The organism is Streptomyces sp. NPDC047022 (genome assembly GCF_040644155.1).
In the GTDB taxonomy this organism is placed as follows: Bacteria; Actinomycetota; Actinomycetes; order Streptomycetales; family Streptomycetaceae; genus Streptomyces.
Genome location: NZ_JBEYVV010000001.1, coordinates 631,507 through 646,470 on the forward strand (window position 1 = coordinate 631,507; position 14,964 = coordinate 646,470).

The window sequence follows — 14,964 nt, forward strand, 5'->3', positions numbered from 1 at the left end:
GCACTCCAAGCAAGCGGAATACAGCGAAATCGAGAGGACCCGGCCGCACGTGCCGGACGTGGCACTAGCGTGCATCTCATGGATCTTGTACGCCGAGCCAGGACCGAGGACGCCGAAGAGCTGCTGCGATTGCGCCAGGTGATGCTGGACTCCGTCTTCGCCGACGGTTCCTCCACCCAGTGGCATGCGGAGTCCCTGCCGACCGTGCGCCGACGGCTCTCCGATCCGGACGGGGGCTTCGCGGCGTTCGTGATCGACCACCCGGAGCGCCCGGGGGCGCTCGCGGCGCTGGTGGTGGGGACGGTCGAGTACCGGATCGGCCGGGCGGACAACCCGCACGGCCGGGTGGGGCACGTCTTCAGCGTGGCCACCGACCCCGGCGCACGGCGGCGTGGCTACGCCCGCGCCTGTATGGAGACCCTGCTGGACTGGTTCCGCGAGCAAGGGGTCGGGCAGGTCGATCTGAACGCGTCCGCGCAGGCCGAGCCCCTGTACGCGTCCCTCGGCTTCGTCCGCAAACCGGACCCCTCGATGCGGCTGGCGCTGTGAAGCGCATAGATTCGTAGGCATGTCCTCCCTGCGCAGCCTGGCACTGATCGACGACTGGCCCGTCCCCACCGCCGCCGCGGCGGTCGTCCGTGCGGACGGCACCGTGCTCGGCACGCACGGTCCGGTCGGCCACCGCTTCCCGCTGGCCTCGGTGACCAAGCCGCTCGCCGCGTACGCCGTCCTCGTCGCGTACGAGGAGGGGGCGGTCGAGCTGGACGAGCCCGCCGGGCCGCCCGGCTCGACGGTCCGTCATCTCCTCGCGCACACCTCCGGCCTGGCCTTCGACGAGCACCGGGCCACCTTCGCTCCCGGGCAGCGGCGGCTGTACTCGAACGCCGGGTTCGAGGTGCTGGGCGACCATGTCGCCAAGGCCACGGACATCCGGTTCTACGAGTACGCCCGGCAGGCGGTGTTCGAGCCGCTGGGCATGGCCTCGACCGGCATCGACGGCTCTCCGGCCAGGGACGGCGTGTCGACGGTCGAGGACCTGGTGCGGTTCGCGGCGGAGGTGCAGGCCCCGCGGCTGCTGGACGCGCGGACCGTGGCGGAGGCGATGACGGTGCAGTACCCCGGCACGAAGGGTGTACTGCCCGGGTACGGGCACCAGAACCCCAACGACTGGGGGCTGGGATTCGAGATCCGCGGCTCCAAGTCACCGCACTGGACGGGGAGTTCGTCCTCCCTTCGGACCTTCGGGCACTTCGGGCAGTCCGGCACCTTCCTGTGGATCGATCCGGACGCGGGGGTGGCATGCGTCGCCCTGACGGACCGGGCGTTCGGGCCGTGGGCGGTGGAGGCCTGGACGCCGTTCGCTGACGCGGTGCTGGCGGAGTTGGGGTAGCGCCCCTGGAGAGCGCGCTACGCGCGCATCTCCTGCGGCCTCAGGCGTACAGGGAGCTCGGGGTGTGGTTCATGCCATTTCCCAGAGCAGTAGCTCCGCCGGGGTGAAGGCCACCGCCTCCAGGTCCCTTCCGTTCGTGATCCGGACCGCGTCGCCCGGGCCCAGGTCCCTGTCCGCGAGCCGTACGTCTCCCCGTACCACGTGGAGGTAGACCCGCGGAGCGTCCGGGACCGCCGTGCGTTCGCCCCGGGCCAGGCGGCGTACGTGGAGCATCGCGCCCGCGTGCGGGAGTGCGTACGGGGTGGCGTCGGCGATGCCTCTGACCACCGCGTAGTCCGGGGCGCCGCCCGGTTTCCGGGGGGACAGCCACATCTGGACGAAGACCAGGGGGACGTCGGCCTCGTTGCGTTCCACATGGCGGACGCCGGCCGCCGCGCTCAGGTGCTGGACGTCTCCGGGACCGATCACCGATGTATGGCCCGCCGAGTCGCGGTGGGTCAGTTCGCCCCGCACCACCCAGGTGACGATCTCCGTGTGGCTGTGCGGGTGCTCATCGAAGCCGGCGCCGGGGGCGAGCCGCTCTTCGTTGCACGCGATGACCGCGCCGAAGCGGAGGTTGTCAGGGTCGTAATGCGGGCCGAAGCTGAAAGCGTGCAGGGATTCGATCCCAGCCTCCGGGTCCCCTCCGCGGTAGCGCTCTCCCGCGCGCCGTACGTCCATCACAGCCCCCACGGTAGCCCGCTGAACCCCTCCCTCCGGGACCCCGTCCGCACGGTCCCGGCCCGATAAGGCAGTCTTGTCCCCGTGCCCGAACCCGAAGTCAGCCACGCCGAACACGCAGCGCATTCCGTCCATCCACACGCCGCGACCCTGAAGCGGCTGGAGAAATCCTCCGGAAGTCTCGCCGCGCAGGCCATCGCGCGCATGGACGAGACGCTGACGTGGTACCGGGCGATGCCACCGGAGAACCGCTCATGGATCGGTCTGGTGGCCCAGGCCGGCATCGCCGCGTTCACCGAGTGGTTCCGCCACCCGGACTCGCCCCAGGCCATCTCCACCGACGTCTTCGGCACCGCGCCCCGCGAGCTGACACGGGCCATCACGCTGCGGCAGACCGTGGAGATGGTGCGGACCACCATCGAGGTCATGGAGTCCGCCATCGACGAGGTGGCGGCCCCCGGTGACGAGTCCGTGCTGCGCGAGGCGCTCCTCGTGTACGCCCGTGAGATCGCCTTCGCCACCGCGCAGGTCTACGCACAGGCCGCCGAGGCACGAGGCGCCTGGGACGCGCGCCTCGAGTCGCTCGTCGTCAACGCCGTGCTGAGCGGGGAGGCCGACGAGGGCGCCGTCAGCCGGGCCGCCGCGCTGGGCTGGAACTCTCCCGAACATGTATGCGTGGTGCTGGGTACGGCGCCCGACGGTGACAGCGAGCTGACGGTCGAGGCCATCCGGCGGGCCGCCCGGCACGCCAAGCTCCAGGTCCTCACCGGGGTGCTCGGGGACCGGCTCGTGGTGATCGCCGGGGGCAGCGACAACCCGATCGCCGTCGCCAAGTCGCTGATCGGTCCGTTCGCCGCGGGTCCCGTCGTCGCCGGGCCCGTCGTGCCCGATCTCCTCGCCGCGACCCGCTCCGCGCAGGCCGCCGCCGCGGGGCTCAAGGCGTGTTCCGCCTGGCAGGACGCACCGCGGCCGGTGCTGGCGGACGATCTGCTTCCGGAGCGCGCGATCGCCTCCGACCCGAGTGCGCGCGAACAGCTGGTGGAGGAGATCTACAGACCACTGGAGGAAGCGGGATCCGCCCTCCTGGAAACCCTCAGCGTGTATCTGGAACAGGCGTCCAGTCTCGAAGGGGCGGCGCGAATGTTGTTCGTTCACCCGAACACCGTGCGCTACCGGCTCCGACGTGTGACTGACGTCACCGGCTGGTCACCCTCTGATGTACGCTCCGCGTTCACCTTGCGGATTGCGCTCATTCTGGGTCGGCTGACCGAGGGGGATCCTCAGGCATAGGCTTTTGTCGAGGGTCCACAAAACCCCTTGCCGTTCTTCGTCCCTGTCCCCACGGGCGGCCCAGGCCGCCCTCAAGAGAGAGTGTGAGAGTGCTCGTACTCGTCGCTCCCGGCCAGGGCGCTCAGACGCCTGGCTTCCTGACTCCCTGGCTGGACCTGCCCGGTGCCGCCGACCGCATCGCCTCCTGGTCGGACGCCATCGGGCTCGACCTGGCTCACTACGGCACGCACGCGGACGCCGACGCCATCCGGGACACCGCCGTGGCCCAGCCGCTGCTGGTCGCCGCAGGTCTGCTGTCCGCCTCGGCACTCGGTACGGGACCGCTTGCCGCTGACGCGGCGGGTGCCCCGGGCGCCGTCGCCGGTCACAGCGTCGGTGAGATCACCGCCGCCGCCTTCGCGGGCGTCCTCGACGACACCTCCGCGCTGACGCTGGTCCGCCGCCGGGGACTTGCGATGGCCGACGCCGCCGCCATCACGCCCACGGGCATGTCGGCGCTGCTCGGCGGCGACCCCGAGACGACGATCCCGCATCTGGAGAAGCTGGGCCTGACCCCGGCGAATGTGAACGGTGCCGGGCAGATCGTCGCGGCCGGCACCCTGGAGCAGCTCGCCGCCCTGGCGGAGGACAAGCCGGAGGGTGTGCGCAAGGTCGTCGCGCTCAAGGTCGCCGGTGCCTTCCACACGCGCCACATGGCCCCCGCGGTCGACGCCCTCGCGCAGGCCGCCGAGGCGCTGACGCCCGCCGACCCCCGTCTCACCTACGTCTCGAACAAGGACGGGAAGGCCGTCGAGACCGGCGCCGAGGTGCTCCAGCGCCTGGTCGGCCAGGTCGCCAACCCGGTCCGCTGGGACCTGTGCATGGAGACTTTCGAGAAGCTCGGGGTGACCGCGCTGCTCGAGGTGTGCCCCGGCGGCACCCTCACCGGCCTCGCCAAGCGCGCGCTGCCCGGAGTCAAGACCCTTGCCCTGAAGACCCCTGACGACCTCGACGCCGCTCGCGCGCTCATCGCCGAGCACGGCGCCTGATAAGGAGCCCGTGAGCATCGTGAGCATGTCGAAGATCAAGGCGCACAAGGGCGCGCCGTACGCGCGCATCATCGGCGTGGGCGGCTACCGCCCGGTCCGGGTGGTGCCCAACGACGTGATCCTGGAGAAGATCGACTCCTCCGACGAGTGGATCCGCTCCCGCTCGGGCATCGAGACGCGGCACTGGGCGAACGACGAGGAGACCGTCGCCGCCATGTCCGTCGAGGCGGCGGGCAAGGCGCTCGCCGACGCGGGCATCGGCGCCGAGCGGATCGGCGCGGTGGTCGTCTCCACCGTCTCGCACTTCGCCCAGACCCCAGCCGTCGCCACCGAGATCGCCGACAAACTCGGCACGGACAAGGCCGCCGCCTTCGACATCTCGGCCGGCTGCGCGGGCTTCGGCTACGGCCTCACGCTCGCCAAGGGCATGGTCGTGGAGGGCTCCGCCGAGTACGTCCTCGTCATCGGCGTGGAGCGGCTGTCGGACCTGACGGACCTCGAGGACCGGGCCACCGCCTTCCTGTTCGGCGACGGCGCCGGTGCGGTCGTGGTCGGCCCGGCGCACGAGCCGCACATCGGCCCGACCGTGTGGGGCTCGGAGGGCGACAAGTCGGAGACGATCAAGCAGACGCTGCCCTGGAACGCGTACCGGGTCGGTGATCTCTCCGCGCTCCCGGTGGACGACGAGGGCAACCTCAAGTTCCCCGCGATCACCCAGGAGGGCCAGGCGGTGTTCCGCTGGGCCGTGTTCGAGATGGCGAAGGTCGCCCAGCAGGCGCTGGACGCGGCCGGGATCAGCGCGGACGACCTGGACGTCTTCATCCCGCACCAGGCCAATGTGCGGATCATCGACTCGATGGTGAAGACACTCAAGCTGCCGGAGCACGTCACGGTCGCGCGTGACATCCGTACCACCGGCAACACCTCGGCCGCCTCGATCCCGCTCGCGATGGAGCGGCTCCTGGCGACCGGCGAGGCGAAGAGCGGCGACACCGCGCTCGTCATCGGCTTCGGGGCGGGTCTCGCGTACGCCGCGACGGTCGTTACCCTCCCCTAGGCACTCCGCACCGGGATGCTGTGATCCGGTGCGGAAACCGCAGACACCCTGCCGCTCACGCGGCGGGCGCACACCCTCTGGATAGCTACGAAGGAGCGCCTGACATGGCCTTCACTCAGGAAGAGATCGTCGCCGGTCTCGCCGAGATCGTCAACGAGATCGCCGGCATCCCCACCGAGGACGTCCAGCTGGACAAGTCCTTCACCGACGACCTGGACGTCGACTCGCTGTCCATGGTCGAGGTGGTCGTCGCCGCCGAGGAGCGCTTCGACGTGAAGATCCCGGACGACGACGTCAAGAACCTCAAGACCGTCGGCGACGCCGCCGAGTACATCCTCAAGCACCAGGCCTGATCGACCGATCACCTGGGCGGACAGCCAGAGCAGTCAGCCCGGTGATCAGGCCGTTGCCCCGCCACCCGGCGGTGGCGCCGCTTAATCCTCGCATCCGTTGGAGAAAGAATTCCCGTGAGCTCGACCAATCGCACCGTGGTCGTCACCGGTATCGGCGCAACCACACCGCTGGGTGGCGACGCAGCCTCTACCTGGGAGGGTCTGGTCGCCGGCAAGTCCGGTGTCGGCCCCCTGGAGCAGGAGTGGGCCGCTGAGCAGGCAGTCCGTATCGCCGCGCAGATCGCCGTGGAGCCGACCGAGGTCATTCCGCGGCCCCAGGCGCGCAAGCTGGACCGCTCCGCGCAGTTCGCGCTGATCGCGGCCAAGGAAGCCTGGGCGGACGCCGGTTTCACCGACCGGGCGGGCGAGGACCCGAACGTCGACCCCGACCGTCTCGGCGCCGTGATCGCCTCCGGCATCGGCGGTGTGACCACCCTGCTCGACCAGTACGACATCCTGCGGGAGAAGGGCGTACGCCGCGTCTCCCCGCACACCGTACCGATGCTGATGCCGAACGGCCCCTCCGCCAACGTGGGTCTGACCGTGGGCGCCCGCGCCGGTGTGCACACCCCGGTCTCCGCCTGCGCGTCGGGCGCCGAGGCCATCGGCTACGCCATCGAGATGATCCGTACGGGCCGCGCCGACGTCGTCGTCGCCGGTGGTACGGAGGCGGCGATCCACCCGCTGCCGATCGCCGCGTTCGGCAACATGATGGCGATGTCCAAGAACAACGACGACCCGCAGGGCGCCTCGCGTCCCTACGACGTCGACCGCGACGGCTTCGTCCTCGGCGAGGGCGCGGGCGTCCTGGTCCTGGAGTCGGCCGAGCACGCCGCACGGCGCGGCGCCCGCGTCTACGCGGAGGCGGTCGGCCAGGGCATCTCCGCCGACGCGCACGACATCGTGCAGCCGGAGCCCGAGGGCCGCGGCATCTCGCACGCCCTGCAGAACCTGCTGCACAACACCGGCCTGAACCCGGCGGAGATCGTGCACGTGAACGCGCACGCCACCTCGACGCCGGCCGGTGACGTGGCCGAACTGAAGGCACTGCGCAAGGTGTTCGGCGATGACGCGGACCACATGGCGGTCTCCGCGACCAAGTCGATGACCGGTCACCTGCTCGGTGGCGCGGGCGGCGTGGAGTCGGTCGCGACCGTCCTCGCGCTGTACCACCGTGTCGCCCCGCCGACGATCAACGTGGAGAACCTCGACCCGGAGGCCGAGGCCTGCGCCGACGTCGTCCGCGGTGAGGCCCGCAAGCTGCCGGTCGAGGGCCGGATCGCCGCGCTGAACGACTCCTTCGGCTTCGGCGGCCACAACGTCGTGCTGGCGTTCCGCTCGGTCTGACCCGGACCCGAAGACCCGAAGACTCACACGAACTGGTGAAGGGCCCCACCACCCGGTGGGGCCCTTCACCTGTTGTTGTCCGGGGGCCTTCAGACGACCTGGTGCAGCCACCTCACCGGCGCGCCCTCGCCCGCGTACCGGAACGGCTCCAGCTCGTCGTCCCACGGCTTGCCCAGGAGCCGGGCGAGTTCGCCCTCCAGGTCCGTCTCGCCCTGCTGGGAGCGGACCAGGGCGGCGCGCAGCCGGTCCTCCGGGATCAGGATGTCGCCGTGGATGCCGGTGACCGCGTGGAAGATGCCGAGGTCGGGGGTGCAGCTGTAGCGCTCGCCCTCGGCGCTCGGGCAGGGTTCCGCGGTGACCTCGAAGCGCAGCAGCTGCCAGCCGCGCAGCGCCGAGGCCAGCTTGGAGGCGGTGGCGGGCTCGCCCTGCCAGGAGAACTCGGATCTCCAGGTGCCGGGGGCGGCGGGCTGCCGGATCCAGTCGAGGTTGACGCGCGTGCCCAGCACGCCCGCCACGGCCCACTCGACGTGCGGGCACAGTGCGCGTGGCGCGGAGTGTACGTACAGGACTCCACGTGTCGTCACCTGAACCTCCGGACAGAGCGCCGCTTCTTGTAACTTTACGGAACGGGCGTGGCAGGGCGGCCACGGGGCGAGGCTACCGTGCGGCGGCGCAAGGAGTGTGACGTACCGTCGGTCCGGACGGCACTCCACTCCGAGGTTTCACCCAAGGGGACGCGGGACGGGCCCGCCTTGTTCGAAATGCCGTCGAACGAAGGGGATCACGGATGCGGAAGCCACGCCACCGGTCACGGACGGTCATCGCCGCGCTCGCGGCGGCGGCCGTCGTGGGGCTCGCGGGGTGCGACGCCTCCGGTGGCGACAAGGCCGCCCCGCACACCACCGCGCGCCCGTCCCCCAAGCCGCTGTGGAACAGCTCGCCCCGTTCGGTCGCCGCGGTCGGCGACTCCATCACGCGCGGCTTCGACGCCTGCACGGTGCTGTCCGACTGCCCCGAGGTGTCATGGGCGACGGGCAGTGACACGACGGTCGACAGCCTCGCGGTACGGCTGCTCGGACCGGCCGGGGCCGCGGCGCACAGCTGGAACTACGCGGTGACCGGGGCCCGGATGTCCGATCTGCCGGGGCAGATGGCGCAGGCCGCGCGACGCGGGCCGGAACTGGTAACGGTGATGGCGGGCGCCAACGACGCCTGCCGCTCCTCCCTGTCCGCGATGACCCCGGTCGACGACTTCCGAACCCAGTTCCAGGAGGCGATGGCCGACCTGCGCAAGGCATCGCCGAAGACGCAGGTGTACGTCTCCAGCGTGCCGAACCTCAAGCGGCTGTGGTCGCAGGGGCGCAGCAGCGCGCTCGGCAAGGAGGTGTGGAAGCTGGGCATCTGCCCCTCGATGCTGAGCGACGCGGATGCCGTGGACAGCGCGGCCACGCAGCGGCGCGACGATGTGCAGGCTCGTGTGGAGGCGTACAACCGGGTCCTGAAGGAGGTCTGCGCCAAGGACCGGCGGTGCCGCTTCGACGGCAACGCGGTCTTCGACTTCCGCTTCGGTACGGACCAGTTGAGTCACTGGGACTGGTTCCATCCGAGCAGGAACGGTCAGGCTCGGCTTGCGGAGATCGCGTATCGCGCGGTTACGGCGAAGGAGCCGGTTGCCTAGCGGCTGCGGTGGGGGGGTTGCGCAGTTCCCCGCGCCCCTGATCAGGTGCGTTGGCGGGTGCGGGTGCGATGGGGGATTTGCGCAGTTCCCCGCGCCCCTGATCGGGGGTCAGGCTCTGTTGGGTTCGTTCTCTATGGGTTCTGTGGTCTCGTTCGTCTGCTCTCCCTGCAACTCCCGCGCCAGCAGCGTCGCCCCCGCCACCGCTCCCGGCATCAGGAACACGGCCACGAACGGGATCAGGAACGCGAGTCCGAGAGGGGTGCCGAATCCCCACACCAGCAATTTGCGTGAGCGCAACAGGGCGAGACGTTCCGGGAGTTCGACACCCCGGCGCTGGAGCGCGATCGCGGTCAGCTCCTCCGTGAGGAAGAAACCGGTGACGAAGAACCCGATGACCGGCACCACGGACTGGCCCACCACCGGAATGAACCCGGCCGCGAAGAGCAGGACCCCCCACACCGCGGCGCGCACGAGGATGCGGACGCTGTCCCGGACCGAGATCCACAGTTCGCGGTGCAGGGGCAGGTCCGAGCGCGGGGCCGTGCCGTCCGGCGAGACGTCGCGGTCGACCTGCTCCGAGAGGCTCTCGTAGAAGGGCTGGCCGACGAGCAGCGTGACGGCGGTGAAGGTGAGGACGGCCAGGAGGAGGGCGAGGGCGAAGAGGACCACGGTGAGGAAGCCGCGGAAAAGGCCCGGCCAAGGGCTCGGCCAGCCGTCCGCGAAGGGGGTGGCCCAGGCCACGGCGTCCTCGCCCCACACGGCCAGGGCGACCAGCGCCGCCGCGTACAGGACGAGAGTGATGAGCCCCGGAAGGAGGCCCGTCCCGTACTGCTTGCCGTGCCGAGCCACCCACCGCTGGCCGCCCAGAAGGTGGCCGAATCCCGCCCCGAGATCACGCATGGGAAGCACCCTACCCAGGCGGTCCATGCGCACGTTCGGGTGGTCTGCGGGCCAACTCCTCCCCACAGATGACGACATATCGGGCTCATCGTTACCTTGGCCGCCGTATCCCCACCCGATCCGAACGGTGATGAGTGAGAAGTTCGTGGACAGGCGTCGGCACCAGCCGTCGGCGCGGTCCTGACCCCGGTCAGGCGCTCAAGCTGCCCGCACACGACAAGAACACCGAGACCCCAGCCAGGTAGTCCCAGATGACGTCGACCGCGACGCCCGCGACACCCAGGTTCTCCGTCTTCACTCCGAGCCACCGGCCGCGATTCCTGGACGAGTGCCTGGCGACGCTCCAGGCGCAGTCCTGCCCGGACTGGGAGTGGATCGTCCTGCTCAACAACGGCGCCAGATGGCGGCCCGAGCATCCTGACGAGCGGGTCCGCGTGGAGATCGCCGACGAGGTGCGGGGCGTGGGCGCGGCGAAGCGCAGGGCCTGGGAACTCGCCCGCAGCGAGATCCTCGTGGAACTGGACCACGACGACCTGCTGACACGCGACTGCCTGGCCGAGGTCGGGAAGGCGTTCGACGAGCACCCGGACGTCGTCTTCGTCTACAGCAACACCGCCCAGATCACGGAGGACGGCGGGCGGGACGACTCCCGGTTCAACGAGACGCACGGCTGGCAGTACGAGGAGGTGCTCGTCGACGGCCGACGGCTGCTGGCCGCCAAGTCGATGGCGCCGACGCCGCACAACGTCTCCTACATCTGGTACGCCCCCAACCACGTGCGCGCGTTCCGCAGAGACGCTTACACGAAGGTCGGCGGCTACGACGCCACGCGCGCCGTTCTGGACGACCAGGACATGATGTGCCGCCTCTTCCAGGCGGGCGACTTCCACCACATCGAGCGCTGCCTCTACCTCCAGCGCATGCACTCGGAAAACACGCAGCGTGACGCGGAGATCAACGCACACATCCAGCGCGAGACGGTCGCCCTCTACGACAAGTACATCGAGGCGAACGCCCGGGCCTGGACCCGGCGCCACGGGCTGAAGGCGCTGGACCTCGGCGCGGCCCACCGGAAGCCGCCGGGCTACCTGGGCGTGGACCAGTACCCGGGAGACAGCGTGGACATCGTGGCGACGCTGCCCGACAGGCTGGACCTGCCGGACGGCTCGGTCGGCCTGATCCGGGCGGTGGACTTCCTGGAGCATGTGACCGCGAAGGTGCCGCTGATCAACGAGCTGTACCGGCTGCTGGCCCCCGGCGGCATGCTGCTGACCATGACGCCCAGCTCGGACGGGCGCGGCGCCTACCAGGACCCCACTCACGTCGCGTTCTACAACGAGAACTCGTTCTGGTACTACACCGACGACCAGTACCGGACGTTCGTCCCCGAGATCGAGGCGCGCTTCCAGAGCTCCCGTCCGGTGACGTACTTCCCGACGGAGTGGCACTCCACGAACAACATCTCCTACGTGGTGGCGAACCTCATCGCCATGAAGGAGGGCGCGACGCGCTGCGGCGGACCGCTGCTGGTCTGAGGTCCGCGCCGTGGCCCGGCCCTCACCCTGAGACGAGGGCCGGGGTGCGGGCGGCTGCGGCAAGTTCCGCGAAGCGGGACGTCTCCAGGGCCGCCGCGAGCTGGACCTGCCAGGCCGCCTGGCAGGGGACGCCGGTGCGCCGCCAGCGCCCGTGTCCCAGCACCCCGTACGCCGGCCGGGCGGCGGGCCTCGGGAACGCCTCCGAGCCGACGGGCCGGATCCGCTCGGGGTCGAGCCCGCTGAGCCGGTACGTCTCCCGGGCCAGCCCGTACCAGGTCGTGTGGCCGGCCGCCGTGCCGTGGTAAACGCCCGGCGGGGCCTGCCCGGCCAGCGCCGCGCGGCCGAGCGCGGCCAGTTGCCGGGCGAGCGCCCTCGACCAGGTCGGCTGGCCGTGCTGGTCCGCGACCACGTCCAATGTCTCGCGCCGACGGGCGAGGTCGAGCACGGTGGCGACGAAGTTGCGCCCGTGCGTGCCGTAGAGCCAGGCCGTGCGCACGGTGCAGCCGGTGTGCGGCAGCAGTTCGGCCACCGCCCGCTCCCCGAACAGTTTGCCGCGGCCGTAGGCGTTGAGCGGCCCGGTCGGCGCGTCCTCGGCGTAGGGGCGCCCGGCGTCGCCGGGGAACACGTAGTCGGTGGAGACGTGCAGCAGGACGGCCCCCGTCTCGGCGCAGGCGCGCGCGAGATGCCGTACGCCCGTGCCGTTGACGGCGGTCGCCGCCTCCTCGTCCGACTCGGCGCCGTCCACGTCCGTCCAGGCGGCGCAGTTGACGACCACGCGGTGCCCGGCGACGGTGGCGCGCACGGCCCGAGGGTCGGTGATGTCGAGTCCGGCGCGTGTCCGCCCGGTCACCTCGGCGTCCGGATCGGCGGCCAGCTCCGCCAGTACGTCCCGGCCGAGCATCCCGCCCGCGCCGGTCACCAGCCACGTGGTCATCCGAGCTCCGCCCTGGCCTTGAGCGGTTCCCACCAGCCGCGGTTGTCCCGGTACCAGGCGACCGTGGCCGCGAGCCCCTCCGCGAACGGGATCTTCGGCGCGTAGCCGAGCTGTTCACGGATCTTGCTGTCGTCCAGCGAGTAGCGCAGGTCGTGGCCCTTGCGGTCGGCCACATGCGTCACCTGGTCCCATCCGGCGCCTACGGCGTCCAGGAGCAGCCCGGTGAGCTTGTGATTGCTGACCTCGGTCCCGCCACCGATGTGGTAGGTCTCCCCGGGCCGCCCGCCGCGCAGGACGAGTTCGATGCCATGGCAGTGGTCCGAGACGTGCAACCAGTCGCGGATGTTGCGGCCGTCGCCGTAGAGGGGGACGCTCTTCCCTTCGATCAGGTGGGTGATGAACAGCGGGATGACCTTCTCGGGGAACTGGTAGGGCCCGTAGTTGTTGGTGCACCGGGTGATCACGACGTCCATGCGGTGAGTGCGGTGGTAGGCGCGTACGAGGAGGTCGGCGGCGCTTTTCGTCGCGGAGTACGGGGAGTTGGGCGCGAGCGGCCACTCCTCGGTCCACGAGCCCTCGCTGATCGAGCCGTACACCTCGTCCGTCGAGACCTGGAGGAACCGGCCCACGCGGTGGCGCAGTGCCGCGTCCAGCAGCACCTGGGTGCCGACGACGTTCGTCCGGACGAACGGCCCGGCTCCCCCGATCGACCGGTCCACATGCGACTCGGCCGCGAAGTGCACCACGGCGTCCTGGCCCGCCATCACCTGGTCGACCATGTCGGGATCGCAGATGTCGCCGCGGACGAAGCGGTATCCGGGGTGGTGCGCGACGGGCGCGAGATTCTCCTCCACCCCGGAATAAGTGAGTTTGTCGAGGACCGTGACATGTGCCGCCGGATCGGCATTCAGCCATCTGCGGACGAATTCCGAACCGATGAAGCCGGCCCCGCCGGTCACAAGGACACGCATGATTCTCCCTGAATTCCGACCGGCAGACCCCGCCGATGGCCGGTGCAGTCCTCGTAGGAGGGCAGCAGGCCCAGCAGCTCGGCTTCCGCCAGCGTGGGTGCCGCGGCGTCCTTCTCGGAGAGTTCCGGAGTGAGGTCCTCGGGCCATTCGATCGCCAGCATCGGGTCCAGCGGGTGAATCCCGAACTCCCTTTGCGGCGCGTATCCTTCGGAACAGAGGTAGACCACGGTGGAGCCGCCCTCCAATGCCATGAAGGCGTGGCCGAGCCCCTCCGAGAGGTAGACGGCCCGGTGCTCCCGGTCATCGAGGCGTACGGACTCCCAGGTTCCGAAGGTCGGGGAGCCGGTGCGGATGTCCACCACCACATCCAGCACCGCTCCGCTGACGCACGTCACGTATTTGGCCTGGCCCGGCGGGACCGTGGCGTAGTGGACGCCTCTCAGGGCGCCGCGCACGGACCGGGAGCAGTTCGCCTGCTCCAGCCGCAGTGCGTGACCGGTCATCTCGCGGAACCGGCCGGCCTTGAACCACTCGTGGAAGCGGCCCCTGCTGTCCGTGAACACCCGGGGGGTGTCCACCCAGACCCCGTCGATGCCAAGCGGTCTCACGTGTCGCGTCTTCCTTCCCTCACAAGACTTCTCTCACAAGGCCTTCCGCACAGCGCTTCCCTCACAGGGCCGCTACGGGCTGAGTCCGCGGTCCGCCGCCGCGCTGCGGTACGACGGTGCGTCGGCCGTCGTTGCCCTCGTTGCCGTCGCCCAGCAGGCCCAGCAGGTACTGCCCGTATCCGCTCCTGAGGAGCGGCTGAGCCAGGGCGCGCAGCCGGTCGTCGTCGATCAGGCCGAGCCGCCAGACCGCCTCCTCCACACAGCCGATCTTGAGGCCCTGGCGTTCCTCGATCACCCGGACGAACTCCGACGCCTGGACCATGGACGCGAAGGTGCCCGTGTCCAGCCAGGCGGTGCCCCGGTCGAGCCGGGTCACGCGGAGCTCACCGGTTTCCAGATAGGCGCGGTTGAGGTCGGTGATCTCCAGCTCGCCGCGTGCGCTGGGCCGCAGCCCGCGGGCGATCTCCACGACACGATTGTCGTAGAAGTACATTCCGGGCACGGCGTACCGGGACCTGGGCCGGGCCGGCTTCTCCTCGATGGACAGAGCCCTGCCCTGGTCGTCGAACTCGACCACGCCGTAGGCGGAGGGGTTCGCGACCTGGTACGCGAAGACATGGCCGCCGCGCATCGGATCCTCCTGCGCCAACCGGGCGCTGAGACCTGAGCCGTGGAAGATGTTGTCGCCGAGGATCAGCGCGACGGATTCGTCCCCGATGAACCTGGAGCCGAGCAGGAATGCCTGAGCGATGCCTTCCGGGCGATTCTGCGTGACGTAGTCGACGCGCAGACCCAACTGGCGGCCGTCGCCGAGGAGTGAGCGGAATTGCGCCTGATCCCCAGGGGTCGTGATGACGAGGATTTCGCTCACCCCCGCCAACACCAGCGTGGAAAGCGGGTAATAGACCATCGGCTTGTCGAACACGGGCAGAAGCTGTTTGGACACGGCGCGCGTCAGCGGCCAGAGCCGCGAACCAGTGCCGCCGGCCAGCAGAATTCCACGCATGGCGCCACCATAGAGGAATCGATCATGGCCCTTATGAGCTGACACGCAGCACAACTCGCGGTCGATCGAGGCTTTATGAAGGCCACTGCCTCTTCGGTTTGCCTACAT

General features: G+C 70.2%; 16 protein-coding genes. 9 read left to right on the top strand and 7 right to left on the bottom strand.

Annotated elements, in window-relative coordinates:
- Positions 1-78: 78 nt before the first annotated feature.
- Both ABZ845_RS02840 and ABZ845_RS02845 read left to right on the top strand, forming a co-directional pair.
- Entirely contained in the window at positions 79-549 is a 471-nt protein-coding gene (locus ABZ845_RS02840) for a GNAT family N-acetyltransferase (protein ID WP_360972184.1), read from the top strand.
- 19 nt (positions 550-568) lie between these two features.
- Complete coding sequence (locus ABZ845_RS02845; protein WP_360972186.1) at positions 569-1,390, top strand: serine hydrolase domain-containing protein; 822 nt, start codon at positions 569-571, stop codon at positions 1,388-1,390.
- Between the two features lie 69 nt (positions 1,391-1,459).
- Here ABZ845_RS02845 and ABZ845_RS02850 read toward each other — a convergent pair whose 3' ends face one another.
- A complete protein-coding gene (locus ABZ845_RS02850) occupies positions 1,460-2,110 on the bottom strand; it encodes a pirin family protein (protein ID WP_360972458.1) in 651 nt (216 codons plus the stop codon).
- Between the two features lie 84 nt (positions 2,111-2,194).
- On the opposite strand from ABZ845_RS02850, the gene fasR reads away from it, so the two are divergent.
- The 5 genes from fasR (at position 2,195) to fabF (ending at position 7,224) form a co-directional block, all read left to right on the top strand.
- Entirely contained in the window at positions 2,195-3,400 is a 1,206-nt protein-coding gene (gene fasR / locus ABZ845_RS02855; protein WP_360972188.1) for a fatty acid biosynthesis transcriptional regulator FasR, read from the top strand.
- Positions 3,401-3,489: 89 nt separating this feature from the next.
- Positions 3,490-4,428, top strand: a complete 939-nt coding sequence (locus ABZ845_RS02860; RefSeq protein WP_360972190.1) for an ACP S-malonyltransferase — start codon at positions 3,490-3,492, stop codon at positions 4,426-4,428.
- Between the two features lie 25 nt (positions 4,429-4,453).
- On the top strand, positions 4,454-5,485 hold the full coding sequence (locus ABZ845_RS02865; RefSeq protein WP_360972460.1) for a ketoacyl-ACP synthase III: 1,032 nt from the start codon (positions 4,454-4,456) through the stop codon (positions 5,483-5,485).
- Positions 5,486-5,589: 104 nt separating this feature from the next.
- Positions 5,590-5,838 carry an acyl carrier protein gene (locus ABZ845_RS02870; RefSeq protein ID WP_360972192.1) on the top strand — a complete coding sequence of 83 codons (249 nt, stop codon included), beginning with the start codon at positions 5,590-5,592 and terminating at the stop codon, positions 5,836-5,838.
- A gap of 114 nt (positions 5,839-5,952) precedes the next feature.
- Positions 5,953-7,224: a beta-ketoacyl-ACP synthase II gene (gene fabF, locus ABZ845_RS02875; protein WP_360972194.1), complete on the top strand. Its 1,272-nt coding sequence runs from the start codon at positions 5,953-5,955 to the stop codon at positions 7,222-7,224.
- A gap of 89 nt (positions 7,225-7,313) precedes the next feature.
- Here the strand turns inward: fabF and ABZ845_RS02880 are convergent, their stop codons facing one another.
- Positions 7,314-7,808: a DUF3145 domain-containing protein gene (locus ABZ845_RS02880; RefSeq protein ID WP_360972196.1), complete on the bottom strand. Its 495-nt coding sequence runs from the start codon at positions 7,806-7,808 to the stop codon at positions 7,314-7,316.
- Positions 7,809-8,011: 203 nt separating this feature from the next.
- On the opposite strand from ABZ845_RS02880, the gene ABZ845_RS02885 reads away from it, so the two are divergent.
- Positions 8,012-8,902: an SGNH/GDSL hydrolase family protein gene (locus ABZ845_RS02885; protein WP_360972198.1), complete on the top strand. Its 891-nt coding sequence runs from the start codon at positions 8,012-8,014 to the stop codon at positions 8,900-8,902.
- 108 nt (positions 8,903-9,010) lie between these two features.
- Here the strand turns inward: ABZ845_RS02885 and ABZ845_RS02890 are convergent, their stop codons facing one another.
- A complete protein-coding gene (locus ABZ845_RS02890) occupies positions 9,011-9,802 on the bottom strand; it encodes an EI24 domain-containing protein (RefSeq protein WP_360972200.1) in 792 nt (263 codons plus the stop codon).
- 251 nt (positions 9,803-10,053) lie between these two features.
- Between ABZ845_RS02890 and ABZ845_RS02895 the strand changes: the two genes are divergently transcribed.
- Positions 10,054-11,337 carry a glycosyltransferase gene (locus ABZ845_RS02895; protein ID WP_360972202.1) on the top strand — a complete coding sequence of 428 codons (1,284 nt, stop codon included), beginning with the start codon at positions 10,054-10,056 and terminating at the stop codon, positions 11,335-11,337.
- Between the two features lie 22 nt (positions 11,338-11,359).
- Here ABZ845_RS02895 and rfbD read toward each other — a convergent pair whose 3' ends face one another.
- From rfbD to rfbA, 4 genes are all read right to left on the bottom strand, one after another.
- On the bottom strand, positions 11,360-12,271 hold the full coding sequence (rfbD, locus tag ABZ845_RS02900) for a dTDP-4-dehydrorhamnose reductase (protein WP_360972204.1): 912 nt from the start codon (positions 12,269-12,271) through the stop codon (positions 11,360-11,362).
- Positions 12,268-13,242: a dTDP-glucose 4,6-dehydratase gene (rfbB, locus tag ABZ845_RS02905; RefSeq protein ID WP_360972206.1), complete on the bottom strand. Its 975-nt coding sequence runs from the start codon at positions 13,240-13,242 to the stop codon at positions 12,268-12,270. Before rfbB ends, rfbD begins: the two co-directional genes overlap by 4 nt.
- Complete coding sequence (gene rfbC / locus ABZ845_RS02910; RefSeq protein ID WP_360972208.1) at positions 13,227-13,850, bottom strand: dTDP-4-dehydrorhamnose 3,5-epimerase; 624 nt, start codon at positions 13,848-13,850, stop codon at positions 13,227-13,229. Before rfbC ends, rfbB begins: the two co-directional genes overlap by 16 nt.
- A 61-nt stretch (positions 13,851-13,911) precedes the next feature.
- Positions 13,912-14,856, bottom strand: coding sequence for a glucose-1-phosphate thymidylyltransferase RfbA (gene rfbA / locus ABZ845_RS02915; protein ID WP_360972210.1), 945 nt, complete (start codon positions 14,854-14,856; stop codon positions 13,912-13,914).
- Positions 14,857-14,964: the final 108 nt, after the last annotated feature.